This window comes from Flavobacterium sp. GW821-FHT12A05 (genome assembly GCF_058807735.1).
The window spans coordinates 276,379-297,076 of the sequence record NZ_JBXAQY010000006.1 but is presented as its reverse complement, the minus strand read 5'-3'; the positions used below and the strand labels follow the sequence as shown (position 1 = coordinate 297,076).

Sequence of the window (20,698 nt, the reverse complement as noted above, 5' to 3'; positions counted from 1 at the left end):
TCATTCTATGAAAACAAAACTACTCTTCTTGCTATTATTGGCAAATTTTTCTATTCATTCACAAACTAATTTAGTCCCAAATGGAGGATTCGAAAAGTGGACAAGTAAAACAGTATTGTCTGATTGGACAACTCAAAACAATGTTAATCAAAATACTGCAGATTATTGGGAAGGATTTAACAGTGCAATGCTATCTATTACAAATAGTGCCTTGACTCCGAAAATTACAACACAAGTTCCTTTAACTGCAGGGGTTACCTATGTAGTTAAATTTAAATACAAATATTTAAGCAGTAATTATAACGGCTCTCACCCAATTGTATTAAACATTAGTAAAAACGGAAGTGCGACAACCCTTTCTAGCAGTTATTTTGCCACAAACAACAACTGGACAGCAGTTGAAACTACTTTCACACCAGATCAAAATCTATCTTATAATTTGAGTATTTCTTTAAATACTCTTGATAATATCGGGTTTAATGCCACTATAGATCATGTACAGATCTATGCTAAAGGAACCGAACAATATACCCTTATTCCAGATTTGAGTTTTGAAAAAAACTTAATTGCTCTTGGTTACGACTCTGGCTCAACAGACGGAAAAGTGCTAACACCTAATATTTCTACATTAACTTCTTTAAACATTATTGCTAATAATAATGGGGTTGGTTTAGTTAAAGATTTGACGGGAATCCAAGATTTCACAGCATTAACATTACTAAATTGTCAAGGCCAACAATTGACAACTTTAGATCTGACTAAAAATACTGCTTTAGTTACTTTAAATTGCCAAAACAACTTGCTGACAAACTTAAATATTTCTAAAAACTCCTCTTTAACTACCATTATTTGCAATAATAATAAACTAACAAATCTTGATGTTTCTGAAAAATTAGCCTTGACCAATTTACAATGTACATCTAATAAATTAATAAGTCTGGATGTTTTAAAAAATACTGCCTTAATCACGCTGCTTTGCGACAAGAACTCACTAACAAGTCTGGATATTTCAAAACTTATTGCTTTAGTCACTTTAGATTGTTCAGCGAATTTACTAACAAATCTGGATGCTTCAAAAAACATAGCTTTGACATCTTTATATTGTAAAGACAACTCCCTAACAAGTGTAAATGTAAAAAATGGAAATAATAACGCTTTTTACTGGAATTCTATTTATCATTTAAATTTTTCTGGAAATAAAGATTTGAAATGTATCACTGTAGATGACATAGTCTATTCAAATAAAAATTGGAAGGAAAACAAAGAATCTGGGGCTACTTATGCCTTAGCTTGTGATGGGCGGTACACCGCTATTCCTGATCCAAGATTTCATCTAGAACTAATAAATCTCGGACTAGATTCAGGTAATTTTTCTGGAAAAGTATTAACAGCAAACATTTCTTCCCTGAAAACTCTTGATGTATCTTCTAAAAACATCACAGATCTTACAGGAATTGAGGATTTTACTGAATTAACTTCTTTAGATTGTAGTAAAAATAAGTTGTCTTCAATAAATATTTCAAAAAATATTGCTTTAACGACATTCAATTGTTCATATAATTATACAATAGATTTTCTTGATGTTTCTAACAATATTAATTTAAAAATCCTAAGTTGCCATAGCCTAAAAATAAGAGATTTAAACCTAAAAAACAATTTAAAGCTGACTCAACTAACCTGTAGCTATAATGATTTGACTAGTTTAGAAATCCCTCATAATCCTGATTTTAATTATCTTGATTGTTCTAATAATCGATTGGTACAGATAGATGTTTCGAAGAATACTAAATTGACTTACTTTGATTGCTCCAATAATAAGTTATTGAATCTTGATGTTTCAAGTAATGGTTCTCTAACTACTTTTTATTGCAACTCTAACAATCTGTTTAACCTGAATGTAAAAAATGGTAATAACCTTAGATTGAGTAAACGTAACTTTATCGACAATCCAAATTTGACATGCATTAATGTTGACTCTTTCAGCACTTCGAGTTGGGGTCCTAGTAAAGATCCAAAAGCTTTTTACAACTCCAACTGCAGTGGTGAAAATACTCCTTATACTCTTATCCCTGATCCCGCTTTTGAGCAAAAATTGATAGATATAGGACTTGATACTGATGGTAAAAATGGAAAAGTAATTACAACCAATATAGCTTCACTAAAATCATTAGATGTGTCTTCCAGCAATATTACAAATTTAACAGGAATTGAAGACTTTACATCTTTAACGTACTTAGATTGCGGTTCAAATAAAATTTCCAATCTCAATTTATCGCAAAATACTGTTTTAACTACTTTGTTTTGTCCCAAAAATGATCTGGAAGGTTTGAGTGTTTACAAAAATACATTCTTGACTTATTTAGATTGTAACACAAATCGATTAAAAGGAATCAATGTATCTTACAATACAGCCCTAACTTATTTAAATGTAAGTAATAATTCTATTTTCAGCGATTTTCAAGAACTATATGTGGCTCTTAATACTGCCTTAACAAATTTAAATTGTTCTTATAATAAATTGACCACTTTAGACATAACTAATAATCCAGATTTAACCACTTTAAACTGTAATAACAATCTACTGAAAACTTTAAGTCTGGGCAGAAACTCGGAGTTAGTGACTTTTATTTGCAATAATAATAAACTAGAAAGTTTAAACGTGACTAATAACATGGCCTTAGAGACTTTTATTTGTAACGGTAATAAAATAGGAAATTTAGATGTAACTAAAAATGTTAAGTTAAATAAATTTGATTGTTCATCTAATAATTTATGGTATTTGAATTTGAAAAATGGGAATAACAAAAATTTTGATCTAACTTATTCTAATTTTACAAACAATCCCCTGCTTACTTGTATAAACGTAGATGACGAAAATTATTCAAATAAAAATTGGTTGGATAAAAAAGATGCCAAAACCGTTTATTCTTCAAATTGTTCTTCATTAGGTCTTGAAACTTCGGTTTTTGATAAAGCTGCTGTTTATCCAAACCCAACAAAAGATGTTTTAAACATTCAAAATGTTAGTTTAGAAAAAGCAGATATCTATAATGTATTAGGACAACTTGTAAAATCAGTTAAATTAAATTCTAGCAATACCAATAATACAATTAATTTATCTGGTTTACCAAAAGGAATTTATTATGTATACTTAATCAATCAAGACGCGGCTTCGGCTAAAAAAGTGATTGTAGAATAAATCATATTTAGTTAAACTAAAAATCCCGTTTTCATAAATATTTGAAAACGGGATTTTTTTATGTTTTAAATTATCTTTAAAGAATTTCTTCGCAGGTAAAAACCTCTTTTAATCGAACACCTTTTTCTGTATGTTCAACTGTTATAATTTGATTGTGAGCGTCGTGTTCTAAAAACAAATAGTAATTCTTGTCCGCTGCTTCGTTTAAAAATTTTGATTTCTCCGGCATTGTCAATAAAGGTCTTGTATCGTAACCCATAACATACGGCAGCGGAATATGTCCGGCTGTAGCTAATAAATCGGCACAAAAAACAATAGTTTTATCCTGGTATTGAATATGCGGAATCATTTGCTTTTCGGTGTGGCCGTCAACATAATAAATTCCAAAATTCATTTCTTCAGAAAAGCCAAAATCATTTTCAGGACGGTTTATAAAATTCAATTGTCCGCTTTCTTGCATTGGTAAAATATTCTCAGATAAAAAAGAAGCTTTTTCGCGGGCATTCGGTTTTGTAGCCCATTCCCAATGGTTTTCGTTTGTCCAAAACTTTGCATTTTTGAAAGCCGGCTCATAAAAAGTTTTATCAGAATTCCATTGAATACTTCCGCCGCAATGATCAAAATGCAAATGCGTCATGAAAACATCGGTAATATCATCTCTGTTAAAACCATATTTAGCCAGCGATTTATCGATAGAATGAGATCCCCAAAGCGAATAGTACCCAAAGAACTTTTCAGATTGCTTATCACCCATTCCGGTATCAATTAAAATCAGGCGGTTTCCATCTTCAATAAGTAAACATCTTGCAGCAATATCAATTAAATTATTGGCATCGGCAGGGTTGGTTTTATTCCAAATTGTTTTTGGCACAACACCAAACATTGCACCGCCGTCTAATTTAAAATTTCCAGATTCTATTGGGTAAAGTTTCATGAGTATAAGTTTCTAATAAGAAAACAAAGCTAGGAAATCCAATTTCGTTTTGCTACGCATTCTCAAAATATGTTTCTTATACAGATGTTAAATTACCCTCGGATTTTACGAGTTTAGCAGATTTACACAGATTTTTTTTAGTTTTAACCAAATAAAACAGAGCTAAAACCCGTTAAACCAGTAATCCCGATATCTATCGGGAGTGGGCCAAAAAATGTTTTTATTCTAAAGTAATAGAAGAACTTCCCATTATTTCTTGTTTATCGAAGAAGTTTACAAAATAAGTTCCTTTTTTAAATTCGTTTCCATCGGCATTCAAGACTCCATAAACATTCAATGGTTTTCCCTGAAAATCCACGGCAACCATAAAACTATAAACTAAAGCTTTGTCATCGTCGAATTCAATTAATCGATCTTCTCCTAAAACCGTATTTTTTTGATCTAAAACCTGAACATAAAAAACTCTTTTTCCGGTTTTGGCAATCGCATTTCCGTTAACCGAAAAACTGATTTTTAGTTTCTTTGTACTTTTGGCTTTCTCCGTTTCGAATTCTTTTCCAGATTTTTTTTCGCGGAGCGCAATCACTTTAAAATTATTCAGAGACAGTTTTGAAGCATCTTTTATAGCCGACTCTAATTTTTTTTGATTTGAAATTAAAGTGTCGTTCTCTTTTTTCTGCTGGTACATAACCACATTTTGAGTTTCAATTTCTGTGAGCAGGCTTTTGTTTTGAGATTTTAAATTTTTAATCTCTGTAATTTTGGCTGCCAATGCCGTTTTTAAATCTAAAAGCTGTTTTCTAAAAATTTGTATTTGAGTAATGGAAGGATTTTTAGAAGCCTGAATAATTTCCATTAAATTTTGAACGTTCTTCTTTTCAAATTCTAATTGTTGTGATAATGATGTTTTTTCCAGCAGCGCAACATCGTACTCTAATTTTAAAACATTTAGAGAATCGAGTATACTTTTTTGAGCATCATTTTCTTTGCTAAATCTAACGATTTCAGGTTTATTCCTAACTGTTTGAGCTTTTTCGGCACTTTCTTTTAACTCATTGCTAAACAAAAAAAATGTTGCGCCTATTCCTAAAATAAAAAATATAGCAAAAAATGCTCTTATCCTTTCATTTGTGTAGTTTTTCTTCATGATTTCTCACAATTTATCACAAAAATAGCATTAATTTAATCTACAGAACAAGTACAAATACGGTTTTTTCATCATTTAATCACAACTTAAACACCACAAAATCAATTATTTATAAATAATAGAATTTTTCTTTCAAAACATATTGTTATTGTAAAATTAAAGAGACTTCATTTTAACTTTTTTTAGTAAAATAAGTTCTATCTATTTTAACATTTGTTATAATAATGTGAACCGTTATGGAAAAAGGTTTTTAAGTCGTATCTTTGCAGACAATTTCATTTGAACGTAGAAATTGGTGTTTAAATTTTATGTAATAATTTGATTACTATTTAAATGCAGATTAAAATGATCTATTAAAAACAAATACCATAAACAATGATAAAGGTTTCTGATACAGCCAAAAAGAAAATCATCGATTTGATGACTGATGATGGTTTTGACGCCGCAATCGACTACGTAAGAGTAGGCGTAAAAAGTGGTGGATGCTCTGGTTTGTCTTATGATTTAAAGTTTGATAAAACCAAAGGCGATGATGATAAAATATTCGTGGATAATGATATACAAATAGCAGTTGAGAAAAAATCATTCCTATATTTAGCCGGAACAATTTTAGAGTTTTCTGGCGGATTAAATGGAAAAGGATTCGTTTTCAATAATCCAAACGCAAGCAGAACTTGCGGATGCGGTGAATCATTTTCACTATAATAAAAGAGAATACCAAGACTAATAAAGGTTAATTCTTTGAAATTTCTGAATTAAATCTTTGAATCTTTAAAATCAAAATGAGCAAATACACAGAAGACGATTTAAAAATCGAACTCGAAACCAAAGAATATGAATACGGATTTTATACCAATATAGAATCTGAGACTTTCCCTATTGGCTTAAACGAAGAAATTGTAAGAGCTATTTCGCTGAAAAAAGAAGAACCGGAATGGATGACCGAATGGCGCATCGAGGCTTTTCGCGCATGGAAAGAAATGATTGAACCGGAATGGGCAAACGTACATTACGAAAAACCAGATTTTCAGGCAATATCATATTATTCAGCTCCAAAACAAGTAGATCCTAACAAAACGCTGGACGATGTAGATCCAGAACTTTTAGAGATGTACAAAAAGTTAGGAATTTCTGTTGACGAACAAAAAATGATGAACAATGTCGCTATGGATATTGTTGTCGATTCTGTTTCTGTAGCAACAACTTTCAAGAAAACATTGGCCGAAAAAGGAATTATTTTCTGTCCAATTTCTGAAGCTATCAAAGAACATCCAGAATTAGTAAAAAAATATTTAGGAACTGTTGTACCTCAGAAAGATAATTTTTACGCTGCATTAAATTCAGCTGTTTTCTCTGACGGAAGTTTCTGTTATATTCCAAAAGGCGTTCGCTGCCCAATGGAACTTTCAACTTATTTCAGAATCAATCAGGCAGGAACAGGACAATTCGAGAGAACTCTTGTTATTGCTGACGCTGGAAGTTACGTTTCATACCTTGAAGGATGTACAGCTCCAAGCCGTGACGAAAATCAATTGCACGCTGCTGTGGTTGAATTAATCGCTCTTGATGATGCTGAAATTAAATATTCGACAGTTCAAAACTGGTTCCCAGGAAACAAAGAAGGAAAAGGCGGGGTTTATAACTTCGTAACCAAAAGAGGTTTATGCGAAACAAACGCTAAAATTTCTTGGACACAAGTAGAAACGGGTTCTGCTGTAACCTGGAAGTATCCTTCTTGCGTACTTAAAGGAGATAACTCGGTAGGAGAATTTTATTCTATCGCCGTTACCAATAATTACCAACAAGCTGATACTGGAACTAAAATGATCCATTTAGGAAAAAACACTAAATCGACTATTATTTCTAAAGGTATTTCGGCTGGTAAATCTCAAAACAGTTACCGTGGTTTAGTACAGATTTCGCCAAGAGCAGAGAATGCACGTAACTTTTCTCAATGTGACTCATTGTTAATGGGGAACAATTGCGGAGCGCATACCTTCCCTTATATCGAAAGTAAAAATCCATCAGCAAAAATAGAGCACGAAGCAACTACAAGTAAAATTGGAGAAGATCAGGTTTTTTATTGCAACCAAAGAGGTATTCCAACTGAAAAAGCGATCGCCTTAATTGTAAACGGTTTCAGCAAAGATGTATTAAACAAACTGCCAATGGAATTTGCCGTTGAAGCTCAAAAATTATTAGAGATTTCTTTAGAAGGTTCTGTAGGTTAAAATTTATTTCAAGTTTAAAGTTTCAAGTTGTTTGCTTGAACAAAAAAGAAAATCTTTAGCTTAAAAAATAGACAATATGGATTTAATGCTGAAAAATGTCAAGAAGAAAGATTTGCCACTTCTAAAAGCTTTGGCAAAACGTCTTGGATTCGAGATTGAGGTGCAAGAAAAACCATATAATCCCGAATTTGTAAAAGAGATTTTACAAGGACAAAAAGATATAGAGGAAGGCAGAGGTATTAAAATGAATATTGAAGATATAGACAAATTGTGGAAATAATTATTTTCACTGAAAGGGCATTACGAATAAGTAATTAATGGAAAATAAAAAAGTCATCATTTTAGGTTCTTCCAGAAAAAACGGAAATACAACAAGAATTGTAGATGAAATTTCGAAAGAATACAATATTGATGTAGTTAATTTAAGTGATTATAATATTTCGTATTATGATTACGAAAGCAAAAATATTGAAGATGATTTTTTGCCTTTGATTAAAAGAATTATCGAAAATCATGACACTTTCATTTTTGCAACGCCCATTTATTGGTATAATATGAGCGGAATTATGAAGGTCTTTTTTGATCGGTTTTCAGATTTAATCCGAATTGAAAAAGAAACCGGAAGAAAACTTAGAGGAAAAAAAATTGGCGTGATATCAAATTCACACGATAACGAAATAGAGGAAAGTTTTTACATTCCGTTTAAAAAAACTGCCGATTATTTAGGCATGGAATATTTAGGACACGCGCATTTTAATGCCAACATCCTAAACCAACAAACAAAAATAGAATTGACATTTATATAAAATAAAAAAACAATGTTATCAATAAAAAACCTTCACGCCTCAATTGGTGATAAAGAAATCCTGAAAGGAATTAATATAGAAGTTAAAGCTGGCGAAGTACATGCTATCATGGGACCAAATGGTTCTGGAAAAAGTACACTTTCTGCAGTGATTGCAGGAAACGAAAACTATGAAGTTACAGACGGAGAAGTTATTCTTGACGGAGAAGATCTTGCTGATTTAGCTCCTGAAGAAAGAGCACATAAAGGTGTTTTTCTTTCGTTTCAATATCCTGTAGAAATTCCTGGAGTTAGTGTAACTAACTTTATGAAAACTGCAATCAACGAAACTCGTAAAGCAAACGGACAAGAAGAAATGCCGGCTAACGAAATGTTGAAAGTAATTCGTGAAAAATCTGAATTATTAGAAATTGATCGTAAATTTTTATCTCGTTCTTTAAACGAAGGTTTTTCTGGAGGAGAGAAAAAAAGAAACGAGATTTTCCAAATGGCAATGTTAGAGCCAAAATTAGCTATTCTTGACGAAACCGATTCTGGTCTTGATATCGACGCATTAAGAATCGTGGCTAATGGTGTAAACAAATTAAAAAGCGACAAAAACGCTATTATTGTGATCACACACTACCAACGTTTGTTAGATTATATCGTTCCTGATTTCGTTCACGTTCTTTACAACGGAAGAATCGTAAAATCAGGCGGAAAAGAATTGGCTTACGAATTGGAAGAAAAAGGATACGACTGGATTAAAGCAGAAAACTAGTTTACAGTTACAGTTTGCAGTTTGCAAAAACTCATGACTTATAACTCATAACTTACAACTACGAAAATGGATTTAAAAGAAAAATTAGTATCGTCTTTTATGGCTTTTGAGGAGCGTGTCGATGTACATTCAGATTTACATGACATACGCACAAATGCTTTAAAAAACTTCGAAAATAAAGGTTTCCCAACCAAAAAAGAAGAAGCTTGGAAATATACATCGCTAAATGCCATCTTAAAAAATGACTTTACGGTTTTTCCTAAGCAGGAAAATGCAATCGAATTCAATCAGGTAAAAAAATACTTTTTACACGAAATTGATACTTACAAATTGGTATTTATCGATGGCGTTTTTAGTTCGCATTTGTCTTCTACAACGCATGACGGAATCGATGTTTGTTTAATGTCATCGGCATTGACCAAACCAAAATATAAAATGGTTATTGATACGTACTTTAATCAAATTGCAAGTAAAGATGACAGCTTGACTTCATTGAATACGGCTTTTGCAATTGAAGGTGCTTTTATCAATATTCCGAAGAAAAAAGTAGCCGATAAACCAATTGAGATTATGTATTTCTCAACTGGAAATGAAGCGGCTTTAATGGTTCAGCCAAGAAATTTGGTAATAGTGGGTGAAAATTCACATGTTCAAATTATTGAGCGTCACCAAAGTTTAAACGAAAATCCAGTTTTAACAAACTCTGTTACTGAGATTTTTGCTCAAAAACGTGCAATTGTTGATTATTACAAAATTCAAAACGATAATAGTGAAGCCAATTTAATTGACAACACTTACGTTTCGCAACAACAAGAAAGTCATGCTTATGTTCATACTTTCTCTTTTGGTGGAAATTTAACTCGTAACAACTTAAACTTTTATCATTTTGGTGAAAGATTGACAAGTACGCTTAACGGGATTTCGATCTTAAATGATAAACAACACGTTGATCATTATACTTTGGTAAACCACGCAACTCCAAACTGCGAAAGTTTTCAAGATTATAAAGGAATTTTCTCTGATCGTTCGACAGGAGTTTTCAACGGAAAAGTTTTGGTAGAAAAAGAAGCTCAAAAAACAAATGCTTTCCAAAAAAGCAACAACATTTTATTGAGCGACAAAGCAACAATCAACGCAAAACCACAATTAGAGATTTTTGCTGATGACGTAAAATGTTCTCATGGTTGTACAGTTGGACAATTGGATGAAACTGCAATGTTCTACATGCAGTCTCGTGGTATTCCTCAAAAAGAAGCAAAAGCTTTATTGATGTACGCATTCTCAAATGCCGTTATCGAAAGCATCAAAATACCAGAATTAAAACAAAGAATTACTAAAATCATTGCTACAAAATTAGGCGTGAATTTAGGATTTGATTTGTAGTATTGTTTAACCGCAATCCCGATAGCTATCGGGAGCAAAGATTAATGCAAAGTTCGCAAAGGTTTATTACAAAACTTTGCGAACTTTGCGCTTTTTACTTGGCGTCTTTGCGGTTAATCATCTGTAATACTTATAAAATTTCTGCATTTCCAATCAAATTTGGTCCTTCATAAATTGACCAAATTTGTCCTTTATTAAGATATTTTTCAATTGGCTGATTGAGTAAAAATCTGACTGTAACTACCTTTTCTTCTCCTGGTTCAATAGTTGTTTGATTTTCAAAAATAATATCTCCCATAAAAGCTTGATTTATTTTTCCATCTTTTCCATACTCAAAAACATGATCAGGTCTATAACCACTCATAATTCCTGTACGCCTTCCGCCTTCTGTCGCATCTTTTAATCTAATTCTAGCTTTAACAGATAATAATTCATTTGAATTTTCAAACTGTAAATCTTTATAACTCATTAGCGTATACTTATCATAAGACATTATGTCAAATATTTTTGATTTTCCAGTACTCAACCAACGTTTATAAATAAGAACTCCATTCATATATAAATAAAGCTCATCATTTTCTATTCTTTTTAAAATTGCCATTTACTATTTCTTCACACTCTCAATTATCCCTTTTAAAAACCCATTAAAATCAAATCCAGGTTCTTCTTCCTTCACTCCCATTCTCACAATAACCATATCCAAAGACGGAATAATCGCTACCATTTGTCCTTGATATCCACTGCAATAAAACATATCTCTAGGAACATCCGGGAATTTTCCTCCGGCGTTTAACCAAAATTGTGCTCCGTATTTTCCATCAGAAGTATTTGTTGGTGTTGCGGTATATTTTATCCAGCTTTCATCCAGAATCTGTTCGCCGTTCCAATTTCCTTTTCTTAGGTATAATAATCCAAATTTTGACCAGTCTCTTGGCGTTGCCCATCCGTAAGATGAACCAACAAAGGTTCCCGACATATCTTGCTCGACAATCATCGAGTTCATTCCGATTTTGTCGATTACGGCGCTATACCAAAAATTAAGATATTCTTGCTGCGTTTTAAATTGTCTTCTTAAAATGAGAGACAATAAATTGGTTGTTCCTGATGAATAATTCCAATGTGTATTAGGTTTAAATTGCGCTGGTTTATCCAATTGTACTTTTCCCATATCTTCGGCCTGAAAAAGCATTTGGGTCGCATCGCAGATAGTACTGTAATTCTCTTCCCATTCCAAACCTGAATTCATGTGGAGCAAATCATTAATCGTAATAATTTTTCGATCGTCGTTTTTCCACTCTGCAATTGGGGCTGGTTTATAGATATCGATTTTTCCTTGTTTAGCCAAAACTCCAAAAGCGGAACTTGTGATACTTTTTGTCATTGACCAGCCTAAAATTTTGCTATCTTTATTAAAACCTGTATCGTATTTTTCTCCGATTAATTTGTCTTTATATAAAACTACAACGGCACGTGTACGTTTTGCTTTTCCGCCATCTTTATCGAAAGAATCATCAATTGCTTTTTTCAATTTTGCATAATCCACATTCGCGAAAGCAGAATCTTTTGGCTCATTATTTCCGTAAGGAAAAGGAAGATTATTTTCTAGTTTCGTTCTCTTTGGAAGCAGATATGGTTTTGAAACATCAAAGTCATCATTAATCAAAATCGCACCTAGACCTTCTCTGTAAATCGCTTTTCTTTCTTTTAAACCATAAACGTTTGAAGTGGCAAACTTTCCGGCCTCATTAATTGAATTTTTAGCCAAATCGATCATATCGATGTCATTGTCTGTTTTTTCAATTAAATCAAGCGGACGGTTGTCTATAAAATGCCCTGACGCTACACTCTTGGCCGAAAAACCAGAGATTAAATCCAGTTTCGGATAAGTTGTAAATCCGAAATACAAAAAAGCAAGAACCAAAACAAGCAAAAGTACTTTGAGAAATTTTTTCATGATGATTTAGATATTTTTAATGCAATATAAATAATTTATGTTCACGATTTTAGAACTCAAATTATAAATCTGATTCGGATAATTCAGAAAACTGAATCGTTTTTTACGGAATCAGCATTTGCACCTTGTAACAATCGCACCATAAAAGGAAATTATAGAATTGCTGTATAAACAAATTTAGTTTTAGTACTTTTGTAAATAGATTTTTTCTAAATAAGACATGCTAGATATTCAAAAAATAAGAGCTGATTTTCCGATACTTTCACAAACTGTAAACGGAAAACCTTTAGTATATTTCGATAACGGTGCTACTTCGCAAAAACCACAAATCGTGATTGATGCCGAGGTAAAATACTATCAGGAAATTAATGCCAATATTCACCGCGGCGTTCACACTTTAAGCCAGTTAGCTACTGATGCTTACGAGATTTCTCGCGGCAAAGTAAAAGAACATATAAATGCAAAACATGCTCATGAAGTACTTTTTACTTCGGGAACAACATTCGGAATCAACTTGGTTACAAATGGTTTTGCTTCTATCTTAAAATCGGGTGACGAAGTAATCGTTTCTTCGTTAGAACATCATAGTAATATTGTGCCTTGGCAGATGTTATGCGAAAAAACGGGAGCAACTTTAAACGTTATTCCGATGAATGAAAACGGTGAATTAATCATCGAAGAATTTGACGCACTACTTTCAGAAAAAACAAAAGTGGTTACGGTAAATCATATTTCAAATGCACTTGGAATTATTAATCCAATAAAATATATCATCGATAAAGCTCACGCTGTTGGCGCTGCTGTTTTAATTGACGGAGCGCAGGCTGTACCGCATTTAAAACCTAATGTTCAGGAATTAGACTGCGATTTTTATGCTTTTTCAGGTCATAAAATGTGCGGTCCAACCGGAACTGGGATTTTATATGGTAAAGAAGAATGGCTGAACAAACTTCCTCCTTATCAGGGCGGAGGTGAAATGATCAAAGAAGTTACTTTCGAAAAAACAACTTACGCAGATCTTCCTCATAAATTTGAAGCCGGAACACCCAATATTGCTGGCGGCATTGTTTTAGGAACTGCTATTGATTATTTAAACAATATTGGTTTCGAAAATATACAGGAATACGAACACGAACTTTTAGAATACGCTACAAAACGTTTATCTGAAATTGAAGGTTTAAGAATCTACGGAACAGGAAAGAATAAAGCTTCGGTAATATCGTTTAATATTGATGGAATTCATCCGTATGACGTTGGTTCTATTATTGATAAGTTAGGAATTGCAGTTAGAACCGGACATCATTGCGCACAGCCAATTATGAATTTCTTCTGTATTCCGGGAACGATTCGCGCTTCTTTCTCATTTTATAATACCAAAGAAGAAATTGATCAAATGGTCGATGCCGTTAAAAAAGCACAAACAATGTTAAGCTAAAAAAACATCTATATGAGAATATTGTCTTTATTACTTTTAACTATCGTATTTGCAACGAGCTGTTCAAGCCAGAAAAAAGCAGATTTAACTTCAACGCAAATTGAATATTCTGCTATGTCAAGAGGATATTTCAAGAAAATTGTGGTTCAAAACAAAACAGTTTCTGTTACAAACGGGAGAGATCAACAACCGGTTGAAAGCAAAATTGATAATGCTAAATGGAATAAAATTACTGCCGAATTTTCTAAAATAAATTTAAACACTCTTTCGGCCTTAAAAGCGCCAACAGAAAAACGTTTTCATGATGGTGCAGCGATTGGAAATTTAAAAATAACTCAAAATCAAAAAACATACGAAACGGCAGGTTTCGATAATGGTTTCCCTCCAAAGGAAATAGAAAAACTGGTAAATTTACTGGTTGATTTTGCTAAAGAATAATTATGACAATAAAAGAAATTCAAAACGAAATAATAGACGAATTTTCGATGTTCGACGACTGGATGCAGCGTTATGAATATATTATCGAACTAGGAAAAAGTCTTCCGTTAATTAAAGAAGAATACAAAACCGACGAAAATTTAATTAAAGGATGCCAGTCAAAAGTTTGGCTGCAAGGTGAGCAAAACGATGATAAAATTGTTTTCACCGCAGACAGTGACGCTATTTTGACTAAAGGAATTATTGCTATTTTAATTCGTGCTTTCTCTAATCAAAAAGCATCGGACATTATCAATGCTGATACTGAATTTATAGACGAAATTGGATTAAAAGAACATTTATCAGCAACACGCGCAAACGGCTTGGTTTCGATGATAAAAAACATCAAAATGTACGCATTGGCATTTGATGCTAAAAACAAAAATTAAATTCTTCTGCCACGAATTTCACAAATTTCCCAAATTAAAAATTAGCGTTAATTCGTGAAATTCGTGGCAAAAAAAATAACAAAAACAAAAATGGAACAAGAAATAGACACCAACGAGTTAGGAGAATCAATCGTAAAAGTTTTAAAAGGAATTTACGATCCTGAGATTCCTGTTGATATTTATGAGTTAGGATTAATTTACGATGTAATGGTAAATACTGATTACGAAGTAAAAATCTTAATGACACTTACTTCGCCAAACTGCCCGGTTGCAGAAAGCTTACCAAGAGAAGTAGAGGAAAAAGTAAAAACTATTGAAAACATTAAAGATGTTGAAGTAGAAATTACTTTCGATCCGCCTTGGAGCAAAGATTTAATGAGCGAAGAAGCAAAATTAGAATTAGGAATGCTTTAAAAAAGTTTTCAGTTTACAGTCGCAGTTTACAGTATTTAACTATGACTAAAAACTCTTTAAAACATATACAGTTTACAGTCTCAATCACAGTTCTAACTGCGACTGCGACTGCGACTGAAAACTAAAAAGAAATGGAAGAAATTATCAATAAAGTTGCCAATAGTGCTTTAGAAGTTTTCGATTTAGAGGATTATTATCCAAAAGGGATGCGTGTGCAGATTGACATTTCGCAATGGCTTTTGGAAGGATTTTTATTGAAAGAAAAAGACTTTAGAGAGCATCTGAAAGATCACGATTGGTCACAATACCAAGATCAATATGTGGCAGTACATTGCAGTACAGATGCCATAATTCCTGCTTGGGCATTAATTTTAGTAAGTGTTCAGCTGGCACCTTTTGCAAAAAAAGTAGTAAACGGAACTATCGAAGATCTGGACTCCAGTTTATACGAAGAAATCCTGAGCAAAATAGATTATTCTGTTTACCAAAGTAAACCCGTTATTGTAAAAGGCTGTTCAAAAAAACCAGTCCCAATGCGTGCTTATATTTTAGCCGCAAACTATTTGCAGCCATTTGCCCGCAGCATTATGTATGGCGAAGCATGCTCTGCAGTACCTCTGTATAAAGAACCTAAGAAATAACTTTCAATTTTAACAGTTATCATTTAGTTTTCAATTGGATTTTAGTATATTTGATAATATACTAAATTAAACAACGATGAAAAAGCTGGCGTTATTACTATGCATTTTAGCGAACTTTGCTAATGTTGAGGCACAAAATTCAGAAAAAGAACTAGTTCAAAACACAGAAAAAGCTGTAAAAAAAATCAATGATACTATTGAGAAAGAGGGTTGGAAAGCAAAAGGTACTGTCTCTCTTTTATTAAACCAATCAAGTTTCAATAACTGGATTGCAGGAGGGGAAGATAGTTTTTCCGGAACTTTAGGAATAAACTACGACTTTAATTATAAAAAAGACGATTTAACCTGGGATAATAAAATCCTTGCTTCATACGGGCTTTTACAAACTAAAAATACAGATTTCGGCAAAAAGACCGATGACCGTTTAGAGTTTAACTCAATTGTTGGGAAAAGAGCTTTTGGCGAATGGTACTACTCTTTCTTTCTAAACTTTAGAACTCAGTTTACAACGGGTTATATTTATGGTCAGGATGCTAATGGTAAAGAAATTAGAACTGAGCAGACTAAATTTATGTCTCCTGGATATCTTACTACTGGACCTGGTATTTACTGGTCTAAAGATGAGAACTTAAAAATAAACTTTGCTCCTCTAACTTCAAAATTCACTTTTGTAGACAACGCTTATACAAGTGGAATTGATAGATTTACTGGTCTGCCTTATGTAGATGGTGCTTATTTTGGAGTTGATGAAGGCAAAACTATGCGATATGAGCTGGGTTTTTATGCTTCTGTTTATTATAAATTGCCCATCATGACCAACGTAACGGCAGAAAATACATTAAATTTATATTCTAATTATTTAGAAGATCCTCAAAATGTAGACATCAATTACTCTTTGAACATTGTCATGAAAGTCAACAAGTTCTTGTCAGCAAATTTAGCCTTCCAGGCGATTTATGATGATAACGCTTTTAGAGGTCTTCAAACTAGAGAAGTATTTGGTTTAGGGGTTAATTTTGGATTTTAATTTAAAAATAGAAACCGCTTAATTTTACCGCACAGAATGCTAAGGTTATATTGAATATCTCAAAAACACAAAGTTCGCAAAGCTATATAGATTTAGCTATGCGAACTTTGTGTTTTAATAAAACCCTAGAATATAAAAATCTTAGAGCTCTTTGCGGTAAATTAACTTAGTCCTGATCCTCTTCTTTTTCAATCGCATCTTTATAATCCGGATACAAAAATTTATTATATGGAAATCTGGTGATGTGAATCTGACGAACTGCTTCGTAAACCATTTCTCTAAACTCTTCGAAATTTTCTTTTTTTGTTGCCGAAATAAATAAAGCTTTATCTTCTCCAACATTACTCATCCAGGTTTGTTTCCATTCCTCCAGCGTATAATGTTTTCTAGTTTTTTCGGTGATCAAATCATCTTCGTCAATTGTTAGATGTCTGTAAGCATCGATTTTATTAAAAACCATAATCGTTGGTTTATCGTTACTTTTAATTTCTAATAAAGTCTGATTTACAGATTCAATATGATCTTCAAAATCAGGATGCGAAATATCAACAACATGCAAAAGCAAGTCGGCTTCGCGAACCTCATCAAGCGTACTTTTAAAAGAATCAACCAGTTGTGTTGGCAGTTTTCGAATAAATCCAACCGTGTCTGAAAGTAAAAACGGCAGATTTTTAATCACTACTTTTCGAACTGTTGTGTCTAATGTTGCGAACAATTTATTCTCAACAAAAACATCACTTTTACCAATCGCATTCATTAAAGTCGATTTTCCAACGTTTGTATAACCAACCAAAGCAACACGAACCATTGCTCCGCGATTGCTGCGCTGAATACTCATTTGTCTATCGATCGTTTTAATTTTTTCTTTCAACAACGAAATTCGGTCACGCACGATACGTCTGTCCGTTTCAATCTCTGTTTCACCAGGACCACGCATACCAATACCCCCTTTTTGACGCTCAAGGTGTGTCCATAAACCAGAAAGTCTTGGTAATAAATATTGGCATTGCGCCAATTCTACCTGTGTTCTTGCATACGAAGTTTCGGCTCTTTGCGCAAAGATATCCAGAATTAAATTTGTTCTGTCAAGGATTTTGCAGTCTATAATTCTTGAAATATTTTTTTGCTGCGATGGAGATAATTCATCGTCAAAAATTAAAGTAGATATATTATTCTCCTTTACAAAAAGATTGATTTCATCTATTTTTCCTGTACCTACAAAAGTCTTCGGATTTGGGCGTTCCATTTTTTGCGAAAAGCGTTTAATAACTTCGCCGCCAGCGGTAAAAGTTAAAAACTCTAATTCGTCTAAATATTCGTTAAGTTTTTCCTCACTTTGATTTTGAGTTACAATACCCACAATGGCCGTTTTCTCAAAATTTATAACTTCTTTCTCTAACATATCTTAAAATAAGCTACAAATTTAATCATTTGTAATCTACTACAATTACAGAATTGCGATTTTAAATTCTATTTAAAAAATAAGCCATTTACAATCTTATTCAAAAGATTTGTAAATGGCTTACAATTTTATCTCAAAAACGACTATTCGTAAATAAACGTTTTCTCTGTTTTAACGATTCCGTTTTCCTCAATCTGCGAGCAAGAAATCGGGAAGTTTAATTTGTTGTATTTGTATTTTCTGCTTACAGCAACTAAAACTGTTGATGACGGACTAAAATTCATTTCGTTGTTATACGAAATAGATTCAAAAGCAAATTCGTCTTCATGATACGAAATCATGGGTACAATTACTTTATAATTATCTCCAAAAAGACTTTGAACAATTAACTGGTCTACCGATTTTTTATCATCATAAGTAAATGATTTTGAGATTTTATCTCCAACTAATCCTTTATGTCTAGAAACGTTATCGTTTACATAAACATATTCCAGTTTGCCTATAATTGCTTTGTTTCTATCGCGAGAAGTACGTCTTACAATAATTCCGTTTTCTACAAGGTATTCAATATCATCAACTAAGTTCTGGTGATTGGTACTCTTTTTTGTCGTTACTTTTATCCTTGCGCCTTCGTAAACAAACGAAACCACTTTGGTAATGTAATTTGGGCCTTCCTGATATTTTTTTACAAATTTGGTAATATTGTTATCAGCATCATAAGTATAATTTACCACTTCTTTCCAGTCGCTTCCTACTTTGTCTTTTACGGTCATATCTAATAATCCGTTTTTATTGTAGAAAAAGTGCTGTACAACATCTGAAGTTGTAATGGTTTGAAGTTTACCATCTTTAAAGACCATCGTTTTATTGACAATTTCTCCGTCTTTAGAATTTTGGTAATTTGTTTTTACAATATTGATCTGCTTTAATCTAACATTGTCCTGACTATGCATCAAGAATGGAAACACCATCATTACGATGGCAATAAAGTAGGTTTTCATGGTATTTTTGTATTGATTTGGGATGACCAAAATACAAAATTCTGTCAGAAATTAACAATTTAAACCTTAAAAAAGAAACTTTATTAAAATATACATTTACAAATCAGTCGTTTATCTTAATTCAATTTTTTTTATTCTTTTACTTCTCGCCAAAAATCTTAATATCATCGACCATAAAGGCACCGTTAAGTGTTTTATCTTTTCCGGAACCAACATATCTAAACGCAATATTTATGTTTCCAGAATAGGCCGATAAATCGATCCCGCCGGAACTCATAAATTCACGTGAAGGATTTAAAAGCGTAGGAACTTTTGCTTCTAATCTTGTCCATTTTGCTTTGTTCACGCTTGAACCGTCAAAATTGGTTGAGACATATACTTCGAGTGTATTTAAAGGCGAATCGACTTTTAAATCGTGTTGAGCACTTCTAAAAGAAAGTACTGCATTTTTATATCCAGCCAAATTAATTTTAGGCGAAACCAGCCAGGCAATATTTTCTGCTGCTGTTGTGCTCGTAGTGTTAAATTCGGCGTAACCATTACCTGCGTAAACCATGCTTTTCCATAATTTTGATGCTTTTTCGACAATATTACTCCAGCCCGGAAGTGCAAAATTGACATTGTTTTTAACCGACTGAAAATCTTCTGCAAAAAAAGGTACATTTCTTTTTCCGTTCATTGCGATATCATTTTCAGAACGAACCATTAATTGATAATCTGTACCAAACTTTGTTAGAATTCCTCTCACTTTTCCGCTTCCTTCCGGCACAAAATGATCTGCAAATTTTGCATAACTGCTTGTTCTAAAAATAATTTGATTTCCGGTTTTATCACGCAGATTCCAGTTTGTTGATCCTCCTACGTTGTTAGTTTCTTCAAAATAATGACGCCCAATTGCAGCTTCTGTAAATTCTACATCATTGAGTTCAATTAGAGTATTTAATTTGCGATCATCTAATGCTTCTTCAATAGAAAGTGATTCTACTAATTGATTTTCATCAATGATAGTGCAGGACGCATTAAGCACATTTTTAAACTCATTTTGAGAAATTCTACCTACTGTTGGATCTCCAGCATTGCTTACATATAAACTTCCAATTCTTAACGCGCCATAATATAAATCTGTAAATTGATTTTTCATTTTTACATACACTTTATTACCCACTCGATAATCTATATAAGTATTGGAAACATCAACCGGAACGCTAAAACCAATTGCCGGAATTATAGGTGAAGCTTTTGTCTGCAATGAAATACTTTTAAAAAAATTCCCGCCTTCATCACTTGAAACTACATAAGCTTCGATTATATCGTCGTACAAATATTGTTTCGCTGTATTGCCCGAAAGTTCATGTACTTTTTCTACCGTTTTATTCACTTTAAAATCTGGCTGTGTACAGGCTAATTGTGGTGTTTCGATTTCATTATTACAACTGCAGATAAGTAATAATGATGTTCCTAAAAATAAATTTAAAACTATGTTTTTCATGACAAATACG

General features: G+C 32.6%; 20 protein-coding genes. 13 read left to right on the top strand and 7 right to left on the bottom strand.

Features of this window, described 5'->3' with window-relative positions; translation table 11 throughout:
• Positions 1–7: 7 nt before the first annotated feature.
• Positions 8–3,199: a T9SS type A sorting domain-containing protein gene (locus AC1RRQ_RS15720; protein WP_493023984.1), complete on the top strand. Its 3,192-nt coding sequence runs from the start codon at positions 8–10 to the stop codon at positions 3,197–3,199.
• A 76-nt stretch (positions 3,200–3,275) separates the two neighbouring features.
• Here AC1RRQ_RS15720 and AC1RRQ_RS15715 read toward each other — a convergent pair whose 3' ends face one another.
• Together AC1RRQ_RS15715 and AC1RRQ_RS15710 are read right to left on the bottom strand one after the other, a co-directional pair.
• Entirely contained in the window at positions 3,276–4,133 is an 858-nt protein-coding gene (locus AC1RRQ_RS15715; protein WP_493023983.1) for an MBL fold metallo-hydrolase, read from the bottom strand.
• A gap of 220 nt (positions 4,134–4,353) precedes the next feature.
• The gene (locus tag AC1RRQ_RS15710; RefSeq protein ID WP_493023982.1) at positions 4,354–5,280 is read right to left on the bottom strand and encodes a DUF8428 domain-containing protein; all 927 of its coding nucleotides are present in this window, start codon (positions 5,278–5,280) and stop codon (positions 4,354–4,356) included.
• 375 nt (positions 5,281–5,655) lie between these two features.
• Here AC1RRQ_RS15710 and AC1RRQ_RS15705 point away from each other — a divergent pair, with 375 nt between their 5' ends.
• The 6 genes from AC1RRQ_RS15705 (at position 5,656) to sufD (ending at position 10,459) form a co-directional block, all read left to right on the top strand.
• Positions 5,656–5,985, top strand: coding sequence for a HesB/IscA family protein (locus AC1RRQ_RS15705; protein WP_493023981.1), 330 nt, complete (start codon positions 5,656–5,658; stop codon positions 5,983–5,985).
• Positions 5,986–6,062: 77 nt separating this feature from the next.
• Positions 6,063–7,511 (top strand): Fe-S cluster assembly protein SufB, encoded by a 1,449-nt coding sequence (gene sufB / locus AC1RRQ_RS15700; protein WP_493023980.1) that lies wholly within the window; start codon positions 6,063–6,065, stop codon positions 7,509–7,511.
• A 76-nt stretch (positions 7,512–7,587) separates the two neighbouring features.
• Complete coding sequence (locus tag AC1RRQ_RS15695; RefSeq protein WP_493023979.1) at positions 7,588–7,791, top strand: DUF2683 family protein; 204 nt, start codon at positions 7,588–7,590, stop codon at positions 7,789–7,791.
• Between the two features lie 37 nt (positions 7,792–7,828).
• Positions 7,829–8,317, top strand: a complete 489-nt coding sequence (locus AC1RRQ_RS15690) for a flavodoxin family protein (protein ID WP_493023978.1) — start codon at positions 7,829–7,831, stop codon at positions 8,315–8,317.
• 12 nt (positions 8,318–8,329) lie between these two features.
• Entirely contained in the window at positions 8,330–9,076 is a 747-nt protein-coding gene (gene sufC, locus AC1RRQ_RS15685; RefSeq protein ID WP_029271512.1) for a Fe-S cluster assembly ATPase SufC, read from the top strand.
• Positions 9,077–9,142: 66 nt separating this feature from the next.
• Positions 9,143–10,459: a Fe-S cluster assembly protein SufD gene (sufD, locus tag AC1RRQ_RS15680; RefSeq protein ID WP_493023977.1), complete on the top strand. Its 1,317-nt coding sequence runs from the start codon at positions 9,143–9,145 to the stop codon at positions 10,457–10,459.
• A 130-nt stretch (positions 10,460–10,589) separates the two neighbouring features.
• On the opposite strand, the gene AC1RRQ_RS15675 is transcribed toward sufD, so the two are convergent.
• Both AC1RRQ_RS15675 and AC1RRQ_RS15670 read right to left on the bottom strand, forming a co-directional pair.
• Positions 10,590–11,060, bottom strand: coding sequence for a hypothetical protein (locus tag AC1RRQ_RS15675; RefSeq protein WP_493023976.1), 471 nt, complete (start codon positions 11,058–11,060; stop codon positions 10,590–10,592).
• A gap of 3 nt (positions 11,061–11,063) precedes the next feature.
• Positions 11,064–12,413 (bottom strand): serine hydrolase domain-containing protein, encoded by a 1,350-nt coding sequence (locus AC1RRQ_RS15670; protein ID WP_493023974.1) that lies wholly within the window; start codon positions 12,411–12,413, stop codon positions 11,064–11,066.
• 220 nt (positions 12,414–12,633) lie between these two features.
• On the opposite strand from AC1RRQ_RS15670, the gene AC1RRQ_RS15665 reads away from it, so the two are divergent.
• The 6 genes from AC1RRQ_RS15665 (at position 12,634) to AC1RRQ_RS15640 (ending at position 16,796) form a co-directional block, all read left to right on the top strand.
• Positions 12,634–13,848 (top strand): aminotransferase class V-fold PLP-dependent enzyme, encoded by a 1,215-nt coding sequence (locus AC1RRQ_RS15665; protein ID WP_493023972.1) that lies wholly within the window; start codon positions 12,634–12,636, stop codon positions 13,846–13,848.
• A gap of 12 nt (positions 13,849–13,860) precedes the next feature.
• Positions 13,861–14,286, top strand: coding sequence for a hypothetical protein (locus AC1RRQ_RS15660; RefSeq protein WP_493023971.1), 426 nt, complete (start codon positions 13,861–13,863; stop codon positions 14,284–14,286).
• Positions 14,287–14,288: 2 nt separating this feature from the next.
• Positions 14,289–14,714: a SufE family protein gene (locus AC1RRQ_RS15655; protein ID WP_134148336.1), complete on the top strand. Its 426-nt coding sequence runs from the start codon at positions 14,289–14,291 to the stop codon at positions 14,712–14,714.
• A 90-nt stretch (positions 14,715–14,804) separates the two neighbouring features.
• A complete protein-coding gene (locus AC1RRQ_RS15650) occupies positions 14,805–15,128 on the top strand; it encodes an SUF system Fe-S cluster assembly protein (RefSeq protein WP_071636312.1) in 324 nt (107 codons plus the stop codon).
• 131 nt (positions 15,129–15,259) lie between these two features.
• Positions 15,260–15,769: a DUF2480 family protein gene (locus AC1RRQ_RS15645; protein ID WP_493023969.1), complete on the top strand. Its 510-nt coding sequence runs from the start codon at positions 15,260–15,262 to the stop codon at positions 15,767–15,769.
• A gap of 76 nt (positions 15,770–15,845) precedes the next feature.
• The gene (locus AC1RRQ_RS15640) at positions 15,846–16,796 is read left to right on the top strand and encodes a DUF3078 domain-containing protein (protein WP_493023968.1); all 951 of its coding nucleotides are present in this window, start codon (positions 15,846–15,848) and stop codon (positions 16,794–16,796) included.
• A 166-nt stretch (positions 16,797–16,962) separates the two neighbouring features.
• Here the strand turns inward: AC1RRQ_RS15640 and hflX are convergent, their stop codons facing one another.
• From hflX to AC1RRQ_RS15625, 3 genes are all read right to left on the bottom strand, one after another.
• A complete protein-coding gene (gene hflX / locus AC1RRQ_RS15635) occupies positions 16,963–18,198 on the bottom strand; it encodes a GTPase HflX (protein ID WP_493023967.1) in 1,236 nt (411 codons plus the stop codon).
• 143 nt (positions 18,199–18,341) lie between these two features.
• Complete coding sequence (locus tag AC1RRQ_RS15630) at positions 18,342–19,199, bottom strand: hypothetical protein (protein WP_493023965.1); 858 nt, start codon at positions 19,197–19,199, stop codon at positions 18,342–18,344.
• A 139-nt stretch (positions 19,200–19,338) separates the two neighbouring features.
• Positions 19,339–20,688 carry a DUF5689 domain-containing protein gene (locus AC1RRQ_RS15625; RefSeq protein ID WP_493023964.1) on the bottom strand — a complete coding sequence of 450 codons (1,350 nt, stop codon included), beginning with the start codon at positions 20,686–20,688 and terminating at the stop codon, positions 19,339–19,341.
• Between the last annotated feature and the right edge of the window lie 10 nt (positions 20,689–20,698).

What these genes read in the sequence shown, in the direction of transcription:
- AC1RRQ_RS15720 (WP_493023984.1), top strand. Translation starts at nt 8, where the DNA reads ATGAAAACAAAACTACTCTTCTTGCTATTATTGGCAAATTTTTCTATT.
- AC1RRQ_RS15715 (WP_493023983.1), bottom strand. Translation starts at nt 4,133, where the DNA reads ATGAAACTTTACCCAATAGAATCTGGAAATTTTAAATTAGACGGCGGT.
- AC1RRQ_RS15710 (WP_493023982.1), bottom strand. Translation starts at nt 5,280, where the DNA reads ATGAAGAAAAACTACACAAATGAAAGGATAAGAGCATTTTTTGCTATA.
- AC1RRQ_RS15705 (WP_493023981.1), top strand. Translation starts at nt 5,656, where the DNA reads ATGATAAAGGTTTCTGATACAGCCAAAAAGAAAATCATCGATTTGATG.
- sufB (WP_493023980.1), top strand. Translation starts at nt 6,063, where the DNA reads ATGAGCAAATACACAGAAGACGATTTAAAAATCGAACTCGAAACCAAA.
- AC1RRQ_RS15695 (WP_493023979.1), top strand. Translation starts at nt 7,588, where the DNA reads ATGGATTTAATGCTGAAAAATGTCAAGAAGAAAGATTTGCCACTTCTA.
- AC1RRQ_RS15690 (WP_493023978.1), top strand. Translation starts at nt 7,829, where the DNA reads ATGGAAAATAAAAAAGTCATCATTTTAGGTTCTTCCAGAAAAAACGGA.
- sufC (WP_029271512.1), top strand. Translation starts at nt 8,330, where the DNA reads ATGTTATCAATAAAAAACCTTCACGCCTCAATTGGTGATAAAGAAATC.
- sufD (WP_493023977.1), top strand. Translation starts at nt 9,143, where the DNA reads ATGGATTTAAAAGAAAAATTAGTATCGTCTTTTATGGCTTTTGAGGAG.
- AC1RRQ_RS15675 (WP_493023976.1), bottom strand. Translation starts at nt 11,060, where the DNA reads ATGGCAATTTTAAAAAGAATAGAAAATGATGAGCTTTATTTATATATG.
- AC1RRQ_RS15670 (WP_493023974.1), bottom strand. Translation starts at nt 12,413, where the DNA reads ATGAAAAAATTTCTCAAAGTACTTTTGCTTGTTTTGGTTCTTGCTTTT.
- AC1RRQ_RS15665 (WP_493023972.1), top strand. Translation starts at nt 12,634, where the DNA reads ATGCTAGATATTCAAAAAATAAGAGCTGATTTTCCGATACTTTCACAA.
- AC1RRQ_RS15660 (WP_493023971.1), top strand. Translation starts at nt 13,861, where the DNA reads ATGAGAATATTGTCTTTATTACTTTTAACTATCGTATTTGCAACGAGC.
- AC1RRQ_RS15655 (WP_134148336.1), top strand. Translation starts at nt 14,289, where the DNA reads ATGACAATAAAAGAAATTCAAAACGAAATAATAGACGAATTTTCGATG.
- AC1RRQ_RS15650 (WP_071636312.1), top strand. Translation starts at nt 14,805, where the DNA reads ATGGAACAAGAAATAGACACCAACGAGTTAGGAGAATCAATCGTAAAA.
- AC1RRQ_RS15645 (WP_493023969.1), top strand. Translation starts at nt 15,260, where the DNA reads ATGGAAGAAATTATCAATAAAGTTGCCAATAGTGCTTTAGAAGTTTTC.
- AC1RRQ_RS15640 (WP_493023968.1), top strand. Translation starts at nt 15,846, where the DNA reads ATGAAAAAGCTGGCGTTATTACTATGCATTTTAGCGAACTTTGCTAAT.
- hflX (WP_493023967.1), bottom strand. Translation starts at nt 18,198, where the DNA reads ATGTTAGAGAAAGAAGTTATAAATTTTGAGAAAACGGCCATTGTGGGT.
- AC1RRQ_RS15630 (WP_493023965.1), bottom strand. Translation starts at nt 19,199, where the DNA reads ATGAAAACCTACTTTATTGCCATCGTAATGATGGTGTTTCCATTCTTG.
- AC1RRQ_RS15625 (WP_493023964.1), bottom strand. Translation starts at nt 20,688, where the DNA reads ATGAAAAACATAGTTTTAAATTTATTTTTAGGAACATCATTATTACTT.